Origin of the sequence: Paracoccus sp. SMMA_5_TC (genome assembly GCF_009696685.2) — a bacterium.
Lineage (GTDB): Bacteria > Pseudomonadota > Alphaproteobacteria > Rhodobacterales > Rhodobacteraceae > Paracoccus.
In genome coordinates, this window is the sequence record NZ_CP102355.1 from 1,560,626 (window position 1) to 1,576,315 (window position 15,690).

Annotated in this window: 19 protein-coding genes; 13 read left to right on the top strand and 6 right to left on the bottom strand. The window is 64.9% G+C overall.

The features are described 5' to 3' along the window. The first annotated feature begins 102 nt into the window (after positions 1-102). Entirely contained in the window at positions 103-951 is an 849-nt protein-coding gene (ypfJ, locus tag GB880_RS08070) for a KPN_02809 family neutral zinc metallopeptidase (RefSeq protein WP_154493173.1), read from the top strand. A gap of 21 nt (positions 952-972) precedes the next feature. Here the strand turns inward: ypfJ and GB880_RS08075 are convergent, their stop codons facing one another. Beyond that, entirely contained in the window at positions 973-1,164 is a 192-nt protein-coding gene (locus GB880_RS08075; RefSeq protein WP_154493175.1) for a hypothetical protein, read from the bottom strand. A 105-nt stretch (positions 1,165-1,269) separates the two neighbouring features. Between GB880_RS08075 and GB880_RS08080 the strand changes: the two genes are divergently transcribed. Continuing rightward, complete coding sequence (locus tag GB880_RS08080) at positions 1,270-1,674, top strand: type II toxin-antitoxin system RatA family toxin (protein ID WP_154493209.1); 405 nt, start codon at positions 1,270-1,272, stop codon at positions 1,672-1,674. Here the strand turns inward: GB880_RS08080 and GB880_RS08085 are convergent. The 3 genes from GB880_RS08085 to ccrA all read right to left on the bottom strand — a co-directional run bounded on the left by GB880_RS08085 (position 1,662) and on the right by ccrA (position 5,274). Beyond that, positions 1,662-2,267, bottom strand: coding sequence for a gamma-glutamyl kinase (locus tag GB880_RS08085; RefSeq protein ID WP_154493177.1), 606 nt, complete (start codon positions 2,265-2,267; stop codon positions 1,662-1,664). The two genes, GB880_RS08080 and GB880_RS08085, sit on opposite strands and share 13 nt — an antisense overlap. Positions 2,268-2,382: 115 nt before the next feature. Further along, positions 2,383-3,738, bottom strand: a complete 1,356-nt coding sequence (gdhA, locus tag GB880_RS08090) for an NADP-specific glutamate dehydrogenase (protein ID WP_154493179.1) — start codon at positions 3,736-3,738, stop codon at positions 2,383-2,385. Positions 3,739-3,984: 246 nt separating this feature from the next. After that, complete coding sequence (gene ccrA, locus GB880_RS08095) at positions 3,985-5,274, bottom strand: crotonyl-CoA carboxylase/reductase (protein WP_154493181.1); 1,290 nt, start codon at positions 5,272-5,274, stop codon at positions 3,985-3,987. A gap of 254 nt (positions 5,275-5,528) precedes the next feature. Here ccrA and GB880_RS08100 point away from each other — a divergent pair, with 254 nt between their 5' ends. Next, positions 5,529-7,487 carry a protein meaA gene (locus GB880_RS08100; RefSeq protein WP_263467033.1) on the top strand — a complete coding sequence of 653 codons (1,959 nt, stop codon included), beginning with the start codon at positions 5,529-5,531 and terminating at the stop codon, positions 7,485-7,487. Positions 7,488-7,529: 42 nt separating this feature from the next. On the opposite strand, the gene GB880_RS08105 is transcribed toward GB880_RS08100, so the two are convergent. Together GB880_RS08105 and GB880_RS08110 are read right to left on the bottom strand one after the other, a co-directional pair. Next, positions 7,530-8,102, bottom strand: a complete 573-nt coding sequence (locus GB880_RS08105) for a peroxidase-related enzyme (protein WP_154493183.1) — start codon at positions 8,100-8,102, stop codon at positions 7,530-7,532. A 54-nt stretch (positions 8,103-8,156) separates the two neighbouring features. Then, positions 8,157-8,999, bottom strand: a complete 843-nt coding sequence (locus GB880_RS08110) for a LysR family transcriptional regulator (RefSeq protein ID WP_154493185.1) — start codon at positions 8,997-8,999, stop codon at positions 8,157-8,159. A 97-nt stretch (positions 9,000-9,096) separates the two neighbouring features. Here GB880_RS08110 and GB880_RS08115 point away from each other — a divergent pair, with 97 nt between their 5' ends. The 10 genes from GB880_RS08115 (at position 9,097) to GB880_RS08160 (ending at position 15,684) form a co-directional block, all read left to right on the top strand. Continuing rightward, positions 9,097-9,684 (top strand): FMN-dependent NADH-azoreductase, encoded by a 588-nt coding sequence (locus GB880_RS08115; RefSeq protein ID WP_154493187.1) that lies wholly within the window; start codon positions 9,097-9,099, stop codon positions 9,682-9,684. A gap of 211 nt (positions 9,685-9,895) precedes the next feature. After that, positions 9,896-11,392 (top strand): signal recognition particle protein, encoded by a 1,497-nt coding sequence (gene ffh, locus GB880_RS08120; RefSeq protein WP_154493189.1) that lies wholly within the window; start codon positions 9,896-9,898, stop codon positions 11,390-11,392. Then, the gene (locus GB880_RS08125) at positions 11,393-11,923 is read left to right on the top strand and encodes a GNAT family N-acetyltransferase (protein ID WP_263467034.1); all 531 of its coding nucleotides are present in this window, start codon (positions 11,393-11,395) and stop codon (positions 11,921-11,923) included. Positions 11,924-12,020: 97 nt separating this feature from the next. Further along, on the top strand, positions 12,021-12,314 hold the full coding sequence (locus tag GB880_RS08130) for a chorismate mutase (RefSeq protein ID WP_154493215.1): 294 nt from the start codon (positions 12,021-12,023) through the stop codon (positions 12,312-12,314). 46 nt (positions 12,315-12,360) lie between these two features. After that, positions 12,361-12,723, top strand: a complete 363-nt coding sequence (gene rpsP, locus GB880_RS08135) for a 30S ribosomal protein S16 (protein WP_154493191.1) — start codon at positions 12,361-12,363, stop codon at positions 12,721-12,723. 3 nt (positions 12,724-12,726) lie between these two features. After that, entirely contained in the window at positions 12,727-13,233 is a 507-nt protein-coding gene (gene rimM, locus GB880_RS08140) for a ribosome maturation factor RimM (RefSeq protein ID WP_154493193.1), read from the top strand. Beyond that, on the top strand, positions 13,230-14,105 hold the full coding sequence (gene trmD / locus GB880_RS08145; RefSeq protein ID WP_154493195.1) for a tRNA (guanosine(37)-N1)-methyltransferase TrmD: 876 nt from the start codon (positions 13,230-13,232) through the stop codon (positions 14,103-14,105). The genes rimM and trmD overlap by 4 nt, the downstream gene beginning before the upstream one ends. After that, entirely contained in the window at positions 14,102-14,482 is a 381-nt protein-coding gene (rplS, locus tag GB880_RS08150; protein ID WP_154493197.1) for a 50S ribosomal protein L19, read from the top strand. Before trmD ends, rplS begins: the two co-directional genes overlap by 4 nt. A gap of 11 nt (positions 14,483-14,493) precedes the next feature. Further along, positions 14,494-14,715 carry a 50S ribosomal protein L31 gene (gene rpmE / locus GB880_RS08155; protein WP_154493199.1) on the top strand — a complete coding sequence of 74 codons (222 nt, stop codon included), beginning with the start codon at positions 14,494-14,496 and terminating at the stop codon, positions 14,713-14,715. Positions 14,716-14,901: 186 nt separating this feature from the next. Continuing rightward, positions 14,902-15,684: a division plane positioning ATPase MipZ gene (locus GB880_RS08160; RefSeq protein ID WP_263467035.1), complete on the top strand. Its 783-nt coding sequence runs from the start codon at positions 14,902-14,904 to the stop codon at positions 15,682-15,684. Positions 15,685-15,690 lie beyond the last annotated feature (6 nt).

Genomic DNA, 15,690 nt, shown 5'->3' on the forward strand with positions numbered 1-15,690 from the left:
TGACGGCGGGGCAGGGAACTGTCAACCCCGCGAGGCCGTTGCGTGGCGATGGCTTTCGGCCCATGCTGGCCGCAGGCAGCACATTCGGCCAGGGGGGTGGCGATGGAGTGGCGTGGCAGGCGGGGCAGCCGCAATGTCGAGGATCGGCGCGGCATGGGGCGCGCGGGTGCGGGCGGTGTCGGTATCGTCGGGATGCTGGCGATCCTGGCGGTCGGGTATTTCTTTGGCATCGACATTTCGCCCATCGTGGGTGCGATCGATGGCGGCCAGCAATCGGGCGAGCCGCGCGAACTGACCCAGGCCGAACGTGAGTCGGGCCAGTTCGTGTCGGTGGTGCTGGCCGATACCGAAGAGGTCTGGGCCCGCGTTCTGCCCGATCAGGCGGGACAGGATTATCTGGACCCGCAACTGGTGATGTTCTCGGGCATCGTGCAATCGGCCTGTGGCACGGCGCAATCCGCGATGGGGCCGTTCTATTGCCCCAACGACCGCAAGGTCTATCTGGACACGGATTTCTTCGCGACCATGAGCCAGAAGATGGGGGCGGGCGGCGATTTCGCCTATGCCTATGTGATCGCGCATGAGGTCGGCCACCATGTCCAGAACCTGCTGGGCATCCTGGGCCAGACCATGCAGGCGCGACAGCAGACCGATCAGGTCTCGGCCAACCGTATCTCGGTGGCGACTGAATTGCAGGCCGACTGTTTTGCCGGCGTCTGGGCGCATCATGCCAGCCAGCAGTTCAACAGCATCGACGAAGGCGACATCCGCGAGGCGATCAACGCCGCCGCCGCGGTGGGCGACGATACGTTGATGGAAAAGGCCGGGCGCGCGCCGATGCCCGATGCCTTTACCCATGGCTCGGCCGCGGATCGTCAGGAATGGTTCACCCGCGGGTTCCGGTCGGGCGCGCTGGCGGATTGCGATTCGTTCAAGGCGATGGGGTTCTGAGCGGCGCGCCGTTCCGGCCGCTTACGGGCGGGGCAGGCGGGGGCCGCCCCGGCCCGTATCCAGCGTTGCCCATTCCGGCCACAGGCCGAAATGTTCCAGCGCCACCAGACCCAGACCCAGCGCGACGATGGCCAGAACCAGCATGACCCGCCGCGCGCTGGGCGGGTTCCTGGCCCAACGGGATGCCCGCAACAGCCAGATGAGGTTGTTCATGTGTCCGTTCCCCTGCTAGTGCTGTGCGCGACTCGATACCGCCTTTGGGACGTTCCCGTGCCGCAGCATCACGACAATCGCAATCTGCCCTATACCGCCGATCAGATGTATGCATTGGTGGCCGATATCGAAAGATACCCCGAATTTCTGCCATGGAACACGGCCGCGCGCATCCGCTCGCGCCGACCCGGCCCGGACGGGTCCGAGGTGGTCGAGGCCGATCTGGTCATCAGCTTCAAGGTGTTCCGCGAACGTTTCGGTTCGCGCGTCACGCTTTGGCCGCAGAAGCACCGCATCGACACCGAATATCTGGACGGCCCGTTTCGCTATCTGAAAAGCGGCTGGCGGTTCGAGGATCTGCCCCAGGGCGGCTGCGCGGTCGATTTCTTTGTGGATTTCGAGTTTCGCAACGCCATCCTGGCCAAGGTGATCGGCGTGGTCTTTGCCGAGGCCATGGCCCGGATCGTGCGCGCGTTCGAGGATCGGGCGCGGGCGCTTTACGGCGCCTGACGCGCCTGCTGCCACAGGTCGTATTCGGCGGCCAGCTCGCGGCGCAGCCGCGCCTCGACCTCGGGGGGCAGATCGGTATGCGCCGGGGGCGAGGCGTTCAGCCGCGGCAGGTCGATGTTGCGCCCCAGCCGCTGCGCCAGGAACGCGGCCAGCGCCGGCATCGATTCGTAGCGGAACAGATGGTCGATCGCCGGCTGCCCGTCGGGACCGGCCAGGAACTGCGACTGCCGGCCCAGCCGGGCATAGGCGGGGCGGTCGCCTTCGCGCAGGTAATCCTCGACAAAGGTCTGGAAGCTGACGCGGGCGGTGCTGTTCGGATGGCCGATGACCGCATCGCGCGCCCGGAACCGATACCAGCTGCGCAGCCAGTCCAGCGGCTCTCGGATCGCCGCCACGGTCTGAAAAGGCCGCCCGCCCAGCGGACGCAGCAGCGGCTGGACCGATTGCAGATATTGCCGCAAGGTCAGATGCTTGATTTCCGGCCGGGCGCGAAACACGATGGCGGCATCCGGCGCCAGAACCTGTTCCAGCGCGGTGGTGCCGGTCTTGGGCACCGCCAGAAGCACAAGGCGCGCCTCGACAAAGATCAGCATGGCTGGGCCGGACCGGATTGCATGGCGCTGGATTAGCCGCCGCCGGCATGGCTGGCAAGCCCGATGCCGCAAGCGCGGCGTGGGGCGGGCCGGCATCCACCGGCCCGCGCCGCGATCAGATCACGCCAAAGGCACGCATGGGTTCGGCCACGCGGACGAAGCCCGCGATATTCGCGCCGATCACATAATCGCCCGGCGCGCCGAATTCTTCGGCGGTGCTGTAGCAGGCGTCGTGGATGTCGTGCATGATCTTGGCCAGGCGGGCCTCGGTCTGCTCGAAGCTCCAGCGATCGCGCGAGGCGTTCTGCTGCATTTCGAGCGCCGAGGTGGCAACGCCGCCGGCATTGGCCGCCTTGCCGGGGCCGAACTTGACGCCGGCCTGCTGGAAGGCGCGGATCGCCTCGGGGGTCGAGGGCATGTTGGCGCCTTCGCCCACCGCGATCACGCCGTTCTTGATCAGCGTCGCGGCATCGCGGCCGGTCAGTTCGTTCTGCGTGGCCGAGGGCATGGCGACCTGGCAGGGCACGTCCCAGATGCTGCCTTCGCCCGATTTCACGAAATACGTGCCGTCACCGCGCATCCGCACATATTCGGCGATGCGGCCGCGGCGGACCTCCTTGATTTCCTTCAGCAGGTCCAGATCGATCCCGTTTTCGTCCACGACATAGCCCGAGCTGTCCGAACAGGCGACGACCTTGCCCCCATAGGACTGGACCTTTTCGATCGTGTAGATCGCCACATTGCCCGAGCCCGAGACCACCACGGTCTTGCCGTCGAAATCGGTGCCCGCCGTTTGCAGCATGGCCCGGGTGAAATATGTGTTGCCGTAACCGGTGGCTTCCTTGCGGGCCAGCGAGCCGCCATAGAACAGCCCCTTGCCGGTCAGCACGCCCGCCTCGTAGCGGTTGGTCAGGCGCTTGTATTGGCCGAACATGTAGCCGATTTCGCGCGCGCCCACGCCGATGTCGCCGGCCGGGACATCGGTATATTCGCCCAGATGCCGATACAGCTCTGTCATGAAGCTTTGGCAGAAGCGCATGATTTCCGCATCGGACCGGCCCTTGGGATCGAAATCCGACCCGCCCTTGCCGCCGCCGATGGGCAGCCCGGTCAGCGCATTCTTGAATGTCTGTTCAAAACCCAGGAACTTGATGATCCCGACGTTGACCGACGGATGGAACCGCAGGCCGCCCTTGTAGGGGCCCATGGCCGAATTGAATTGCACCCGGAAGCCGCGATTGATCCGGACCTGGTTCTTGTCGTCCGTCCAGGGCACGCGAAAGATGATCTGGCGTTCCGGCTCGCAAATGCGTTCGATCAGCGCGTCTTCCAGATAATCGGGGCGCTTGGCGACGACGCGGCCCAGGCTTTCCAGCACCTCGCGCACAGCCTGGTGAAATTCGGGTTCGCCGGCGTTGCGGCGGACCACCTCTTCATAGATGGGGGCCAGTTTGTCGTCGATCTGCGCCATGTCTTGAAATCCCTCGGTTGGTCTATGGCGCAGCTAGCCCGAAATCAGGGCAATTTGAATGCAGAAAGTTCACGAAACGGGCAATCTGCCCGAAAAACAGTCACCGCGCATCGATTGCGGGATTTAAAACCATATGAATCAGTGACTTGAGATTTTACATGAAATCTATAATCACAAGATCGGAAACATGCACAAATGAAAGCCGCCCGGCGTCCTTCCCGCCGGGCGGCTGCCATGGTTGCAGGCCTAGCGGCGGCCGGCCTCCAACGCATCCTCGAAGGTGCGCAGGCCGGTCACAGGCGCCTGCACCAGAACCGCCATGTTGCCGGGCTTGTGCTGGTTGCGATACATTTTCATGTGCGCATCCGGGATTTCCGCCCAGGGAAAGACTTCGGACATGCAGGGATCAAGGCGGCGCTCAAGCATCAGCTTGTTGGCGGCGCTGGCCTGTTTCAGATGCGCGAAATGGCTGCCTTGCAGGCGTTTCTGGTGCATCCACATGTAGCGCACGTCAAAGGTGCAGTTGAAGCCGGTGGTCCCGGCGCAGATCACGACCATGCCGCCTTTCTTGCAGACGAAGGTGCTGACCGGAAAGGTCGCCTCGCCCGGATGCTCAAAGACGATATCGACGTTGTTGCCCTTGCCGGTGATGTCCCAGATCGCCTTGCCGAAGCGCCGCACCTCGTTGAACCATTCCTTGTATTCCGGGGTGTTGACCTTGGGCAGCTGGCCCCAGCATTTGAAATCCTTGCGGTTGATGACGCCCTTGGCGCCCAGGCTCATCACGAAGTCGCGCTTGTCCTCTTCGGAAATCACCCCGATGGCATTGGCGCCGGCCGTATTGATCAACTGGATCGCATAGGAGCCAAGCCCGCCCGAGGCGCCCCAGACCAGCACGTTCATTCCCGGTTTCAGCTCATGCGGTTCGTGACCGAAAAGCATGCGATAGGCTGTGGCCAGGGTCAGGGTATAGCAGGCCGATTCCTCCCATGTCAGATGCCGCGGCCGTTTCATCAGCTGCTGGGCCTGAACACGGGTGAACTGGGCAAAGCTGCCGTCCGGGGTTTCATAGCCCCAGATGCGCTGGGTGGGGGAATACATCGGATCGCCACCGTTGCATTCCTCGTCATTGCCGTCATCCTGGTTGCAATGGATGACGACCTCGTCCCCGACTTTCCAGTTGCGGACCTTGTCCCCAACCTTCCAGACGATGCCCGACGCATCCGACCCGGCAATGTGATAAGGGGCTCCATGGCCGTCGAAGGGGCTGATCGGCACGCCAAGCCCGGCCCAGATGCCGTTGTAATTGACCCCTGCCGCCATCACCAGGACCAGAACCTCGTTGCTGTCGATGCTGGGGGTGTCGACAATCTCGATCTGCATGGCCTTGTCGGGTTCGCCATGGCGTTCGCGGCGAATGGCCCAGGCATACATCTGCTTTGGCACATAGCCCAGGGGCGGCATTTCGCCGATTTCGTACAGATCCTTTTCGGGCGCGTCATATGGCGCGATCGGGGTGGGTTGGTCCAAGGCCATCGGTCTTCCTCATTCTTCGCATCCCGTCCGCGTCCCAGTGCCGCGGCGCAGAATCAGCGCGGGTTACAAGCCTGGTTGTAATGCCGCGCACGCAACATTGCAACACTCAGCGTAATTAATTTGTAATTATATGTCGCAGATTGCCGGGGTGGACCTGCGATGCGATGCGCCGACTTCTGCGCCGCGGCGAATTGACGCCGCATCATTGTTACGGTAACTCTGTTCCTGTCGTAATTTTGTTGCGAGGTGGCTTCGTGGCGCAGAAAGACAAACCTTGGCTGTTTCGCACCTATGCGGGACATTCCACCGCGGCCAAGTCGAACGCATTGTATCGCACCAACCTGGCCAAGGGGCAGACCGGCCTGTCGGTCGCTTTCGACCTGCCGACGCAGACGGGATATGACAGCGATCACGTCCTGGCGCGGGGCGAGGTGGGCAAGGTCGGGGTGCCGATCTGTCATCTGGGTGACATGCGCACGCTGTTCGATCAGATCCCGCTGGAACAGATGAACACCTCGATGACGATCAATGCCACGGCGCCCTGGCTGCTGGCATTGTATATCGCCGTCGCCGAAGAGCAGGGCGCCGATGTTTCGCGGCTGCAAGGCACCGTGCAGAACGACATCATCAAGGAATACCTGTCGCGCGGCACCTATATCTGTCCGCCCAGGCCATCGCTGAAGATGATCACCGATGTCGCCGCCTATACCGCGCGGCATCTGCCGAAATGGAACCCGATGAATGTCTGTTCCTATCATCTGCAAGAGGCGGGGGCGACGCCGGAACAGGAACTGGCCTATGCCCTGGCGACCGGGATCGCCGTGCTGGACGATCTGAAAGGCAAGGTCGACCCCCAGGAATTTCCGGCGATGGTCGGGCGCATCAGCTTCTTCGTCAACGCCGGCATCCGCTTTGTCACCGAACTGTGCAAGATGCGCGCCTTTACCGAATTGTGGGACGAAATCTGCCGCGACCGTTACGGGATCGAGGACGAACGTTACCGCCGTTTTCGCTACGGGGTGCAGGTCAACAGCCTGGGGCTGACCGAACAGCAGCCCGAAAACAATGTCTATCGCATCCTGCTGGAAATGCTGGCGGTGGTGCTGTCGAAAAACGCCCGCGCCCGCGCCGTGCAACTGCCCGCCTGGAACGAGGCGCTGGGCCTGCCGCGGCCCTGGGACCAGCAATGGTCGCTGCGCATGCAGCAGATCGTTGCCTATGAAACCGACCTGTTGGAATACGAGGATCTTTTCGACGGCAACCCCGCCATCGCCGCCAAGGTCGAGGAGCTCAAGACCGGCGCCCGGGCCGAACTGGAAACCCTGGACCGGATGGGCGGCGCCATTGCCGCGATCGAATACATGAAATCTCGGCTGGTCGAATCGAATGCGCTGCGGCTGAACCGCATCGAAGCCAATGAAACCGTGGTGGTTGGCGTCAACCGTTGGCAGCAGGGCGAGCCTTCGCCGCTGACGGCGGGCGATGGGGGCATCATGGTCGTCGATCCGGCGGTGGAACAGGACCAGATTGCGCGGCTGATCGCCTGGCGCCAGACCCGCGACGAGGCGGCCGTCGAGGCCGCGCTCGTCGCGCTGCGCGATGCCGCGCAGACCGGGCGCAACGTCATGCCGCCATCGATCGCGGCCGCCAAGGCGGGGGCGACCACCGGCGAATGGGCGGCGGTGATGCGCCAGGTGCATGGCGAATATCGCGGCCCCACCGGCGTTTCGCCAAGCCCGTCGAACCGCACCGAAGGGCTGGAACCGATCCGCGAGGCGGTCGATGCGGTCAGCCGGCGGCTGGGACGGCGACTGAAGTTCCTGGTCGGCAAGCCGGGTCTTGACGGCCATTCCAATGGCGCCGAGCAGATCGCCTTTCGCGCCCGCGATTGCGGCATGGACATCACCTATGAAGGTATCCGCCTGACGCCCGAACAGATCGTCGCCCGCGCCGCCGAGGAACAGGCCCACGTCGTCGGGCTCTCGATCCTGTCGGGCAGTCATCTGCCGCTGATCGAGGATCTGATGGCGCGGATGCGGGCGGCAGGGCTGGGCCATGTGCCGGTCGTGGTCGGCGGCATCATCCCCGAGGATGATGCGGCCAAGCTGCTGGGCATGGGGGTGGCGCGCGTCTATACGCCGAAGGATTTCGAGCTGAACCGGATCATGATGGACATCGTGGCCCTGGTCGAACCGCGCGAGGCGGCGGCCTGAACGCCGCCGCACCCGTGTCGGACAGCAGGCAAGTGCTGCGGCCTAGCTGCGGCCCAGCATGTAGAATTCGTCATTCGGTCGGATGTCGCCGGCATTGACCAGCCGGTTCGACATGCCGAAGAAGGCGGCAATGGCGCCGATGTCCCAGATTTCGTCCTGGTCGAAACCGGCCTCGCGCAGGGCCGCGTGATCGGCATCGCCGATCTGCTGGGCGTTCAGCGCCACCTTTTCGGCATAGGCCAGCATCGCGAATTCGCGCGCCGACAGGTCGGCCTTGCGCCAGTTCACCGCCACCTGGTCGGCGATCAGCGGATTGCGCGCGCGGATGCGCAGGATCGCGCCATGCGCCACCACGCAATACTGACACTGGTTCAGGCCCGAGGTGGCGACGACGATCAGTTCGCGCTCGGCCTTGGTCAGCCCGCCTTCGCGATCCATCAGCGCATCGTGATAGGCAAAAAAGGCGCGAAACTCGTCGGGTCGATGCGCCAGGGCCAGGAATACATTGGGCACGAAGCCCGATTTCTCGGCCACCTTGCGGATGCGTTCGGCCATGTCCGGCGGCAGGTCGTCAAGGTCGGGAATGGGAAAGCGGCTGATGGGATGGTCGGTCATGGGCTCCTCCTGTCAGGGCAGTCTGGACCAGCGCGGCCGGGCGCGAAAGGGCCATCATCCGCGCAGGGCGCGCACCACCGCCTGCACCTTGGCGGTGCGGTGCAGATCGACATGTGTAACCAGCCACAAGGGTGATTCCCATTCCGGCAGCGCCATCACCTCGATCAGGTCAGGGCCGCCCTGCTGGCAAAATCCCAGCGCAACCCCTTGGCGCACCATGGCCAGCCGCGCCGCCGCATCATTGCTGATCATGGCGATGGCTGGCGCCGGGCTTTGCGCATGAAACCAGCGCATATGCGGTGCAGCGCGAGCCTCGGCCCCCGACAGGACAAACCGGTGCCCCGAGAGATCCCCGGTCGGGGCGCCATGCCGGGCCAGATAGTCGGGGCTGGCATAAAGACGCGGGCGCAGCAGGGCAATCCGGGCGACGACATAATCGGGTTCGGTCGGGCGGGCGCCGGCGCGCAGGGCAACATGCGCCTCGCCCGCTTCAAGCCGATAAAGCCGCGGGTCGGTCAGATAGCGCAGGCGCAATCCGGGATGAGTTCGCAGCAGCGGCGCCAGCCGGGGCATGACCAGATCGGCCAGTTCGGGCAATGACGTCACCACGATGTCGCCCGCGACCTCGTCCCCCGACCCGGCGATCTGCGCCGCCATTTGCACAAGCCGGGCGTCGATGGCGCCGCCAGCCTCGATCAGCGTGCGGCCTGCCTCGGTCGGGGTGTAACCGCGCGCGTGGCGCTGAAACAGCCGCGCCCCCAGTTGATCCTCCAGCGCATCGATGCGGCGGATCACGGTTGCGTGATGGATGCCCAGCGCCGCCGCGGCGCCGCTGACAGTGCCGTGCCGCGCCACCGCCAGCGCGATGCGAATATCGTCCCAGCTTCCAGGCTGCATGTGCATCCTTGCACAGATACTGCGCATTTATCGCTATTCAGTTCGAAAATGCAAAGACCTAAATCAGCCCCAAGCTGAGAAATCCAATGGAGCCCCCATGAACATCCTGCATATCGACAGTGCCATTACCGGTGATGCCTCGGTCTCGCGCAAGCTGACCGCCCAGATCGTTGCGCGCCTGAAGGCGGCCGATCCCGAAGCCCGCGTCACCTATCGCGACCTGAACCAGGGCGTGCCCGCCATCGACACCGAATGGTTCAAGGCGGTGCGGTTGGCTCCGCAAGACCCTACCCCCGAACAGCAGCGCCTGATCGACATTTCCGACGCCTACCTGCGTGAAGTGCAACAGGCCGATGTCCTGGTCATCGGCCTGCCGGTCTATAACTTCACGCTGAGCGCGCAGTTGAAGAACTGGCTGGACCAGATTGCCCGGGCGGGTGTCAGCTTCCGCTATACCGAAAATGGCCCGGAAGGACTGCTGAAAGGCAAACGCGCCATCGTCGCCTATGCGGCTGCCGGCACCCCGATGGGTTCGGACATCGACTTTGCCTCGGGCTATCTGCGGCACATGCTGGGCTTCATGGGCATTACAGATGTCGAGTTCGTGCCCGCCGACCGCCTGGCCATGGACCGCGAGGCCGGGCTGGCGCGGGCGCAAGAGGCGCTGGAACAGATCGCCGCCTGATCGCGGCCGCAGGGATGTGCAGACGGCCCTCGTTGACTCGGGGGCCGTTTTTGCGTATCAGCGCTGGGATTCCCGGAAGGTCTGGCCTTCCGGTCCCCGTTCGTCGGGGATCGCCCCCCGTCAGCGCGTCGCGCCCACGGGGGCGTTACTGCTTATTGCGCCCGGCTTTCGGGCAACCGCAACCGAACGGCAAACCACCGGAGGGCCGCCGATGTTTGAAAACCTGTCCGACCGCCTGGGCGGTGTCTTTGACCGGCTGACCAAGCAGGGCGCCCTGTCCGAGGATGACGTGACCGCCGCGATGCGCGAAGTGCGCGTCGCCCTGCTTGAGGCGGACGTGTCGCTGCCGGTGGCGCGCAGTTTCGTCAAGGCGGTGACGCAAAAGGCCACCGGCGCCGCGGTCACCAAATCGATCACCCCGGGCCAGCAGGTGGTCAAGATCGTTCATGACGAGCTGATCAAGGTGCTGCAGGGCGAGGGCGCCCCCGATGCGCTGCGCATCGACAATCCGCCGGCACCGATCCTGATGGTGGGGTTGCAGGGCTCGGGCAAGACCACCACCACCGCAAAGCTGGCCAAACGCCTCAAGGATCGCGAGAAAAAGCGGGTGCTTATGGCCTCGCTGGACACCAACCGGCCGGCGGCGATGGAACAGCTGGCGATCCTGGGCCAGCAGATCGGCGTCGATACGCTGCCGATCGTGCCGGGTGAAAACGCCGTCCAGATCGCGCGGCGCGCCAGGCAGCAGGCGACCTTGGGCGGTTACGATGTCTACATGCTGGACACCGCCGGTCGGCTGCACATCGACCAGGTGCTGATGGATGAGGTGCAGGCCGTCCGCGATGTGGTGCAGCCGCGCGAAACCCTGCTGGTGGTCGACGGTCTGACCGGGCAGGACGCCGTGAACGTCGCCACTGAGTTCGATGGCAAGGTCGGCATCACCGGCGTGGTGCTGACCCGGATGGACGGCGACGGCCGCGGTGGTGCTGCGCTGTCGATGCGCGCCGTCACCGGCAAGCCGATCCGCTTTGTCGGCCTGGGCGAAAAGATGGACGCGATCGAGGTGTTCGACGCCCAGCGCATCGCCGGCCGCATCCTGGGCATGGGCGATATCGTCGCCCTGGTCGAGAAGGCGCAGGAAGTGCTGGAGGTCGAACAGGCCGAACGCATGATGAAGCGCTTTCAGAAGGGCATGTTCAACATGAACGACCTGAGAAACCAGCTTGAGCAGATGCTCAAGATGGGGGGGATGCAGTCGATCATGGGTATGATGCCGGGCATGGGCAAGATGGCCAAGCAGGCCGAGGCCGCCGGCTTTGACGACCGTGCCATCCGCCGCCAGATCGCGCTGATCAATTCGATGACGAAAAAGGAACGCGCCAATCCCGACCTGCTGCAGGCCAGCCGCAAGAAGCGCATCGCCGCCGGCGCCGGCATGGACGTGGCCGAGCTGAACAAGCTTCTGAAAATGCAAAAGCAGATGGCCGACACCATGAAAAAGCTTGGCAAGATGGGCAAGGGCGGGCTGATGAAACAGGCGATGCGCGCCATGACCGGGCGCGGCGGCGGCCTGCCAGACATGGCCAATGTCGATCCGCAGAAGATGGCCGAGGCGACGCGCATGTTGCAAGACCCCAAGGGGCTGGGCGGCCAGCTGGGCGGGCTGAACCTGCCGGGCGGCCTGTCGGGCCTGTTCGGGAAGAAATAGGTGGTCACGCTGTCGGATACGCCGGTGCTGACCACGCCGCGCCTGGTGCTGCGCGCGCCGCAGGCCGCTGACTGGCCGGTCTGGCGCGATTTCGCCCGCAGCGAGCGGGCGGCCTGGGTTGGCGGGCCGCTGCGGGCCGAGGGTCAGGCCTGGCGCGCCTTTGGCCATATCATCGGCCATTGGGTGCTGCGCGGCTTTGGCATGTTCACCGTGACCGAACGCGACAGCGGCGCGGCCCTGGGTGCCGTGGGCCCATGGTTTCCCGACGGCTGGCCCGAACCGGAACTTGGCTGGACGCTGTGGGATCCCGCCGTCGAGGGTCGCGGCATCGCGCAAGAGGCTGCCCTGGCCGCGCGGGAATTTGCGGCCCGCAAGCTGGGCTGGACCACGGCCGTCAGCTATATCCTGCCCGCGAACCATCGTTCGGCAGCCCTGGCACGCCGCCTGGGCGCGACGCCGGACCCCGCCGCCGCCCATCCCGGCACCGAGCCATGCCAGGTCTGGCGCCATCCGGCAGAGGCATTTGCATGATCCCACGTCGCCCCCATGGCCAGTGCCAGCCCGGCGTGCCCGGCCATGCCGGTCGATGCGCCCCGCCCGCAATCCCTGTTCTGGAGTTTACCGCGTGATGGATGCCACCGCCCGCGCCGCGCAGCTGCTGAAGGAACATCGCGCCAGCATCGACCGTCTGGATGCGATCCTGGTCTATACGTTGGCGGAACGCTTCAAGCACACGCAGAACGTCGGCCGCCTGAAGGCCGAACACAACCTTCCGCCGTCCGATCCCGCCCGCGAGGCAACCCAGATCGAGCGGCTGGAACGCCTCGCGCGCGAGGCCGACCTGGACCCGGAATTCGCGCGCAAATTCCTGAACTTCGTGATCGCCGAAGTGATCCGGCATCACGAGACCTTTCAATCCTGACGCGGAGCTTTTCCCGTCAACCCCGCCATTTAAAAGGAGAAGAACAATGGCAATGAAAATCCGCCTGGCCCGTGGTGGCTCGAAGAAACGCCCCCATTACGCCATCGTGGCCTCGGATTCGCGCATGCCGCGCGATGGTCGCTTCCTGGAAAAGCTGGGCACCTATAACCCGCTGCTGGCCAAGGATTCGGAAGATCGCGTCAAGCTGAACCTCGAGCGCGTGCAATACTGGCTGAGCCAGGGCGCCCAGCCGACCGACCGTGTCGCCCGCTTCCTGGAAGCCGCCGGCGTCAAGGAAAAGACCGAGCGCAAGAACCTGAAGAAGGGCGAACCGGGCAAGGCCGCCAAGGAACGCGCCGCCAAGCGCGCGGCCCGCGAAGCCGCCGCGGCCGAGCCTGCCGCCGAGTAAGCCATGGCCGAGCGGATCTGTGTCGGCGCCATTGCCGGCGCCTTTGGCGTCCGGGGCGAGGTCAGGCTGAAAAGCTTTACCTCGCAACCCGATGATATTGCCGCATATGGTCCGCTCTGGTCCCAGGATGGCAGCCGCAGCTTCACCGTCCGGCTGACCCGGCCGGTGACCGGTGGTCTGGGCGCCCGCCTGTCGGGCGTCGAGACCCGAGAACAGGCCGAGGCGCTCAAGGGCGTTACCCTCTGGGCCGATCGCGACCGGTTGCCGCAGCTGCCCGATGACGAATTCTATCATACCGATCTGATCGGTCTTTCGGTCTATGACACGGGCGGGGCACTGATCGGCACCGTCCGCGCCATCTATGACCATGGCGCGGGCGATATTCTTGAAATCTTCGGGCCGGGCCGCAAGCAGACCCTGTTGCTGCCCTTTACCCGGGCCTTCGTGCCCACCGTGGACATCGCGGCAGGCCGCATCATCGCCGACCCGCCCGACGAGGGCGAGGAATGACCACCGACCCGACGCCTTCGGCGGCGCGCTCGCACGGGCGGCTGACCATCCGCGCCAGCAACCAGCCGCGCGACCTGATGGCGGAGCCGCAGGTGCGCGGTGCCTGGACGGCGCAGGTCATCACCCTTTTTCCCGAAGCTTTTCCAGGGGTTCTTGGCATTTCCTTGACTGGACGCGCCCTTGCCCAGGGGCTGTGGAACCTGCGCACGACGGATCTGCGCCCCTTTGGCATCGGCAGGCACCGCAATGTCGATGACACCCCTGCCGGCGGTGGCGCCGGCATGGTGATCCGCCCCGATGTCATGGATGCGGCGCTGCGCGAGGCGGGGGGCGATCTGCCGGTGATCTATCTGTCGCCCCGCGGCCGGCCGTTCTGTCAGGCGCGCGCCCGCGAACTGGCGCAGGGGCCGGGGATGACGCTGATCTGCGGCCGGTTCGAGGGCGTGGATCAGCGCGTGCTTGATGCCCATGCCGTCGAGGAAATCAGCATCGGCGATTATGTCCTGACCGGTGGCGAACTGGCCGCGCAGGTCTTGATCGACGCGACGGTTCGCCTTATACCGCGCGTGCTGGGGAATCAGGAATCTCTGGCCGAGGAATCCTTTTCCGAAGGCCTGCTTGAGCATCCCCAGTATACGAAGCCCGCCCTGTGGGAAGGCCGCGCGATACCGGATGTGCTGTTGTCCGGAAATCACGCGGCTATTGCTGCATGGCGACGCGACATGGCCGAAAGGCTGACCAAGGAACGCCGCCCCGACCTGTGGCGGGCATATGGGCAAGCCCATGTGGACCCGGCAAAGGACCGACAGCTCTCGGGCGCATCAGACCAATCGCGGGGCTACCGCGAGCCACAAGAGGAACCAAAGCGATGAACCTGATCGCCCAGTTGGAAGCCGAGCAGATCGCTGCGCTCGGCAAGGAAATTCCCGATTTCAAGGCCGGTGACACCGTCCGCGTCGGCTACAAGGTGACCGAAGGCACCCGCACCCGCGTCCAGATGTACGAAGGCGTCGTCATCTCGCGCAAGGGTGGCGGTATCGGTGCCTCGTTCACGGTGCGCAAGATCTCGTTCGGCGAAGGCGTCGAGCGGGTGTTCCCGCTGTATTCGACCAATATCGATTCGATCACCGTGGTGCGCCGCGGTCGTGTGCGCCGCGCCAAGCTGTATTACCTGCGCGATCGCCGCGGCAAGTCGGCCCGTATCGCCGAAGTCAGCAACTACAAGCCCAAAGCCGACGCCCAGGCCTGAGGAGACGCGCCATGAAAGCCGAGATCCACCCCGATTACCACTTCATCACCGTCAAGATGACCGACGGCACCACCTATCAGCTGCGCTCGACCTGGGGCAAGGAAGGCGACACGATGTCGCTGGACATCGACCCGAACTCGCACCCCGCCTGGACCGGCGGTTCGGCCAAGCTGATGGACACCGGTGGCCGTGTGTCGAAGTTCAAGTCGAAATACGCCGGCCTGGGTTTCTGAACCCGGCAGTCGTGAAGGTTTGTGGCGCCGCCCCGATCCGGGGCGGCGTTTTCCGTTCCGGGCGTGGTCGTCGCACCCGGGGCACAACCGTCATGCGGCGCGATCCCATCAGGCTTGCCGATGCTTTCCAACCGCAGGGGCGGGCCCTAATCTGCGCCGCCAGGGTGGCTGCTTTCGGGGGGATTCGTGGCGCATATCATCGTTGTCGGCAACGAAAAGGGTGGGTCGGGGAAATCGACCACCTCGATGCATGTGGCCACGGCGCTGGCGCGCATGGGGCACCGGGTGGGGGCGCTGGATCTTGATGTGCGCCAGCGCAGCTTCGCCCGCTATCTGGAAAACCGCATGGCCTTTGCCCAGCGCGAGGGGCTGGCTCTGCCGACCCCGGTTCTGGGCCATCTTGCGGCTGCGACGGCCGACGACACCGATCCCTTGTCGCAGGCCGTCGCGGCGCTGGAACCCGACTGCGATTTCATCCTGCTGGATTGTCCCGGCTCGCACACCAGGCTCAGCCAGATGGCGCATACCCTGGCCGATACGCTCATCACGCCGATGAACGACAGTTTCGTCGATTTCGACCTGCTGGCGCGGATGGCGCCGGATGGCAAGGTCTTGGGCCCGTCGATCTATGCCGAAATGGTCTGGTCTGCGCGGCAATTGCGCGGGCAGGCGGGGGCCGGGCCGATCGACTGGCTGGTGTTGCGCAACCGCCTGGGCACGCAGCAGATGCACAACAAGCGCAAGGTCGGCGGCGCCCTGGCCACATTGTCCCGCCGCATCGGCTTTCGCGTGGCGCCGGGGTTTTCCGAACGCGTCATCTTCCGCGAGCTGTTCCCGCGCGGGCTGACGCTGCTCGACCTCAAGGACATCGGGACCGAGGCGCTGAACATGTCCAACATCGCCGCCCGTCAGGAATTGCGCGATCTGGTCGCCGAATTGCGGCTGCCAGGGGTCACGGTTTCGTTCTGATCGCGC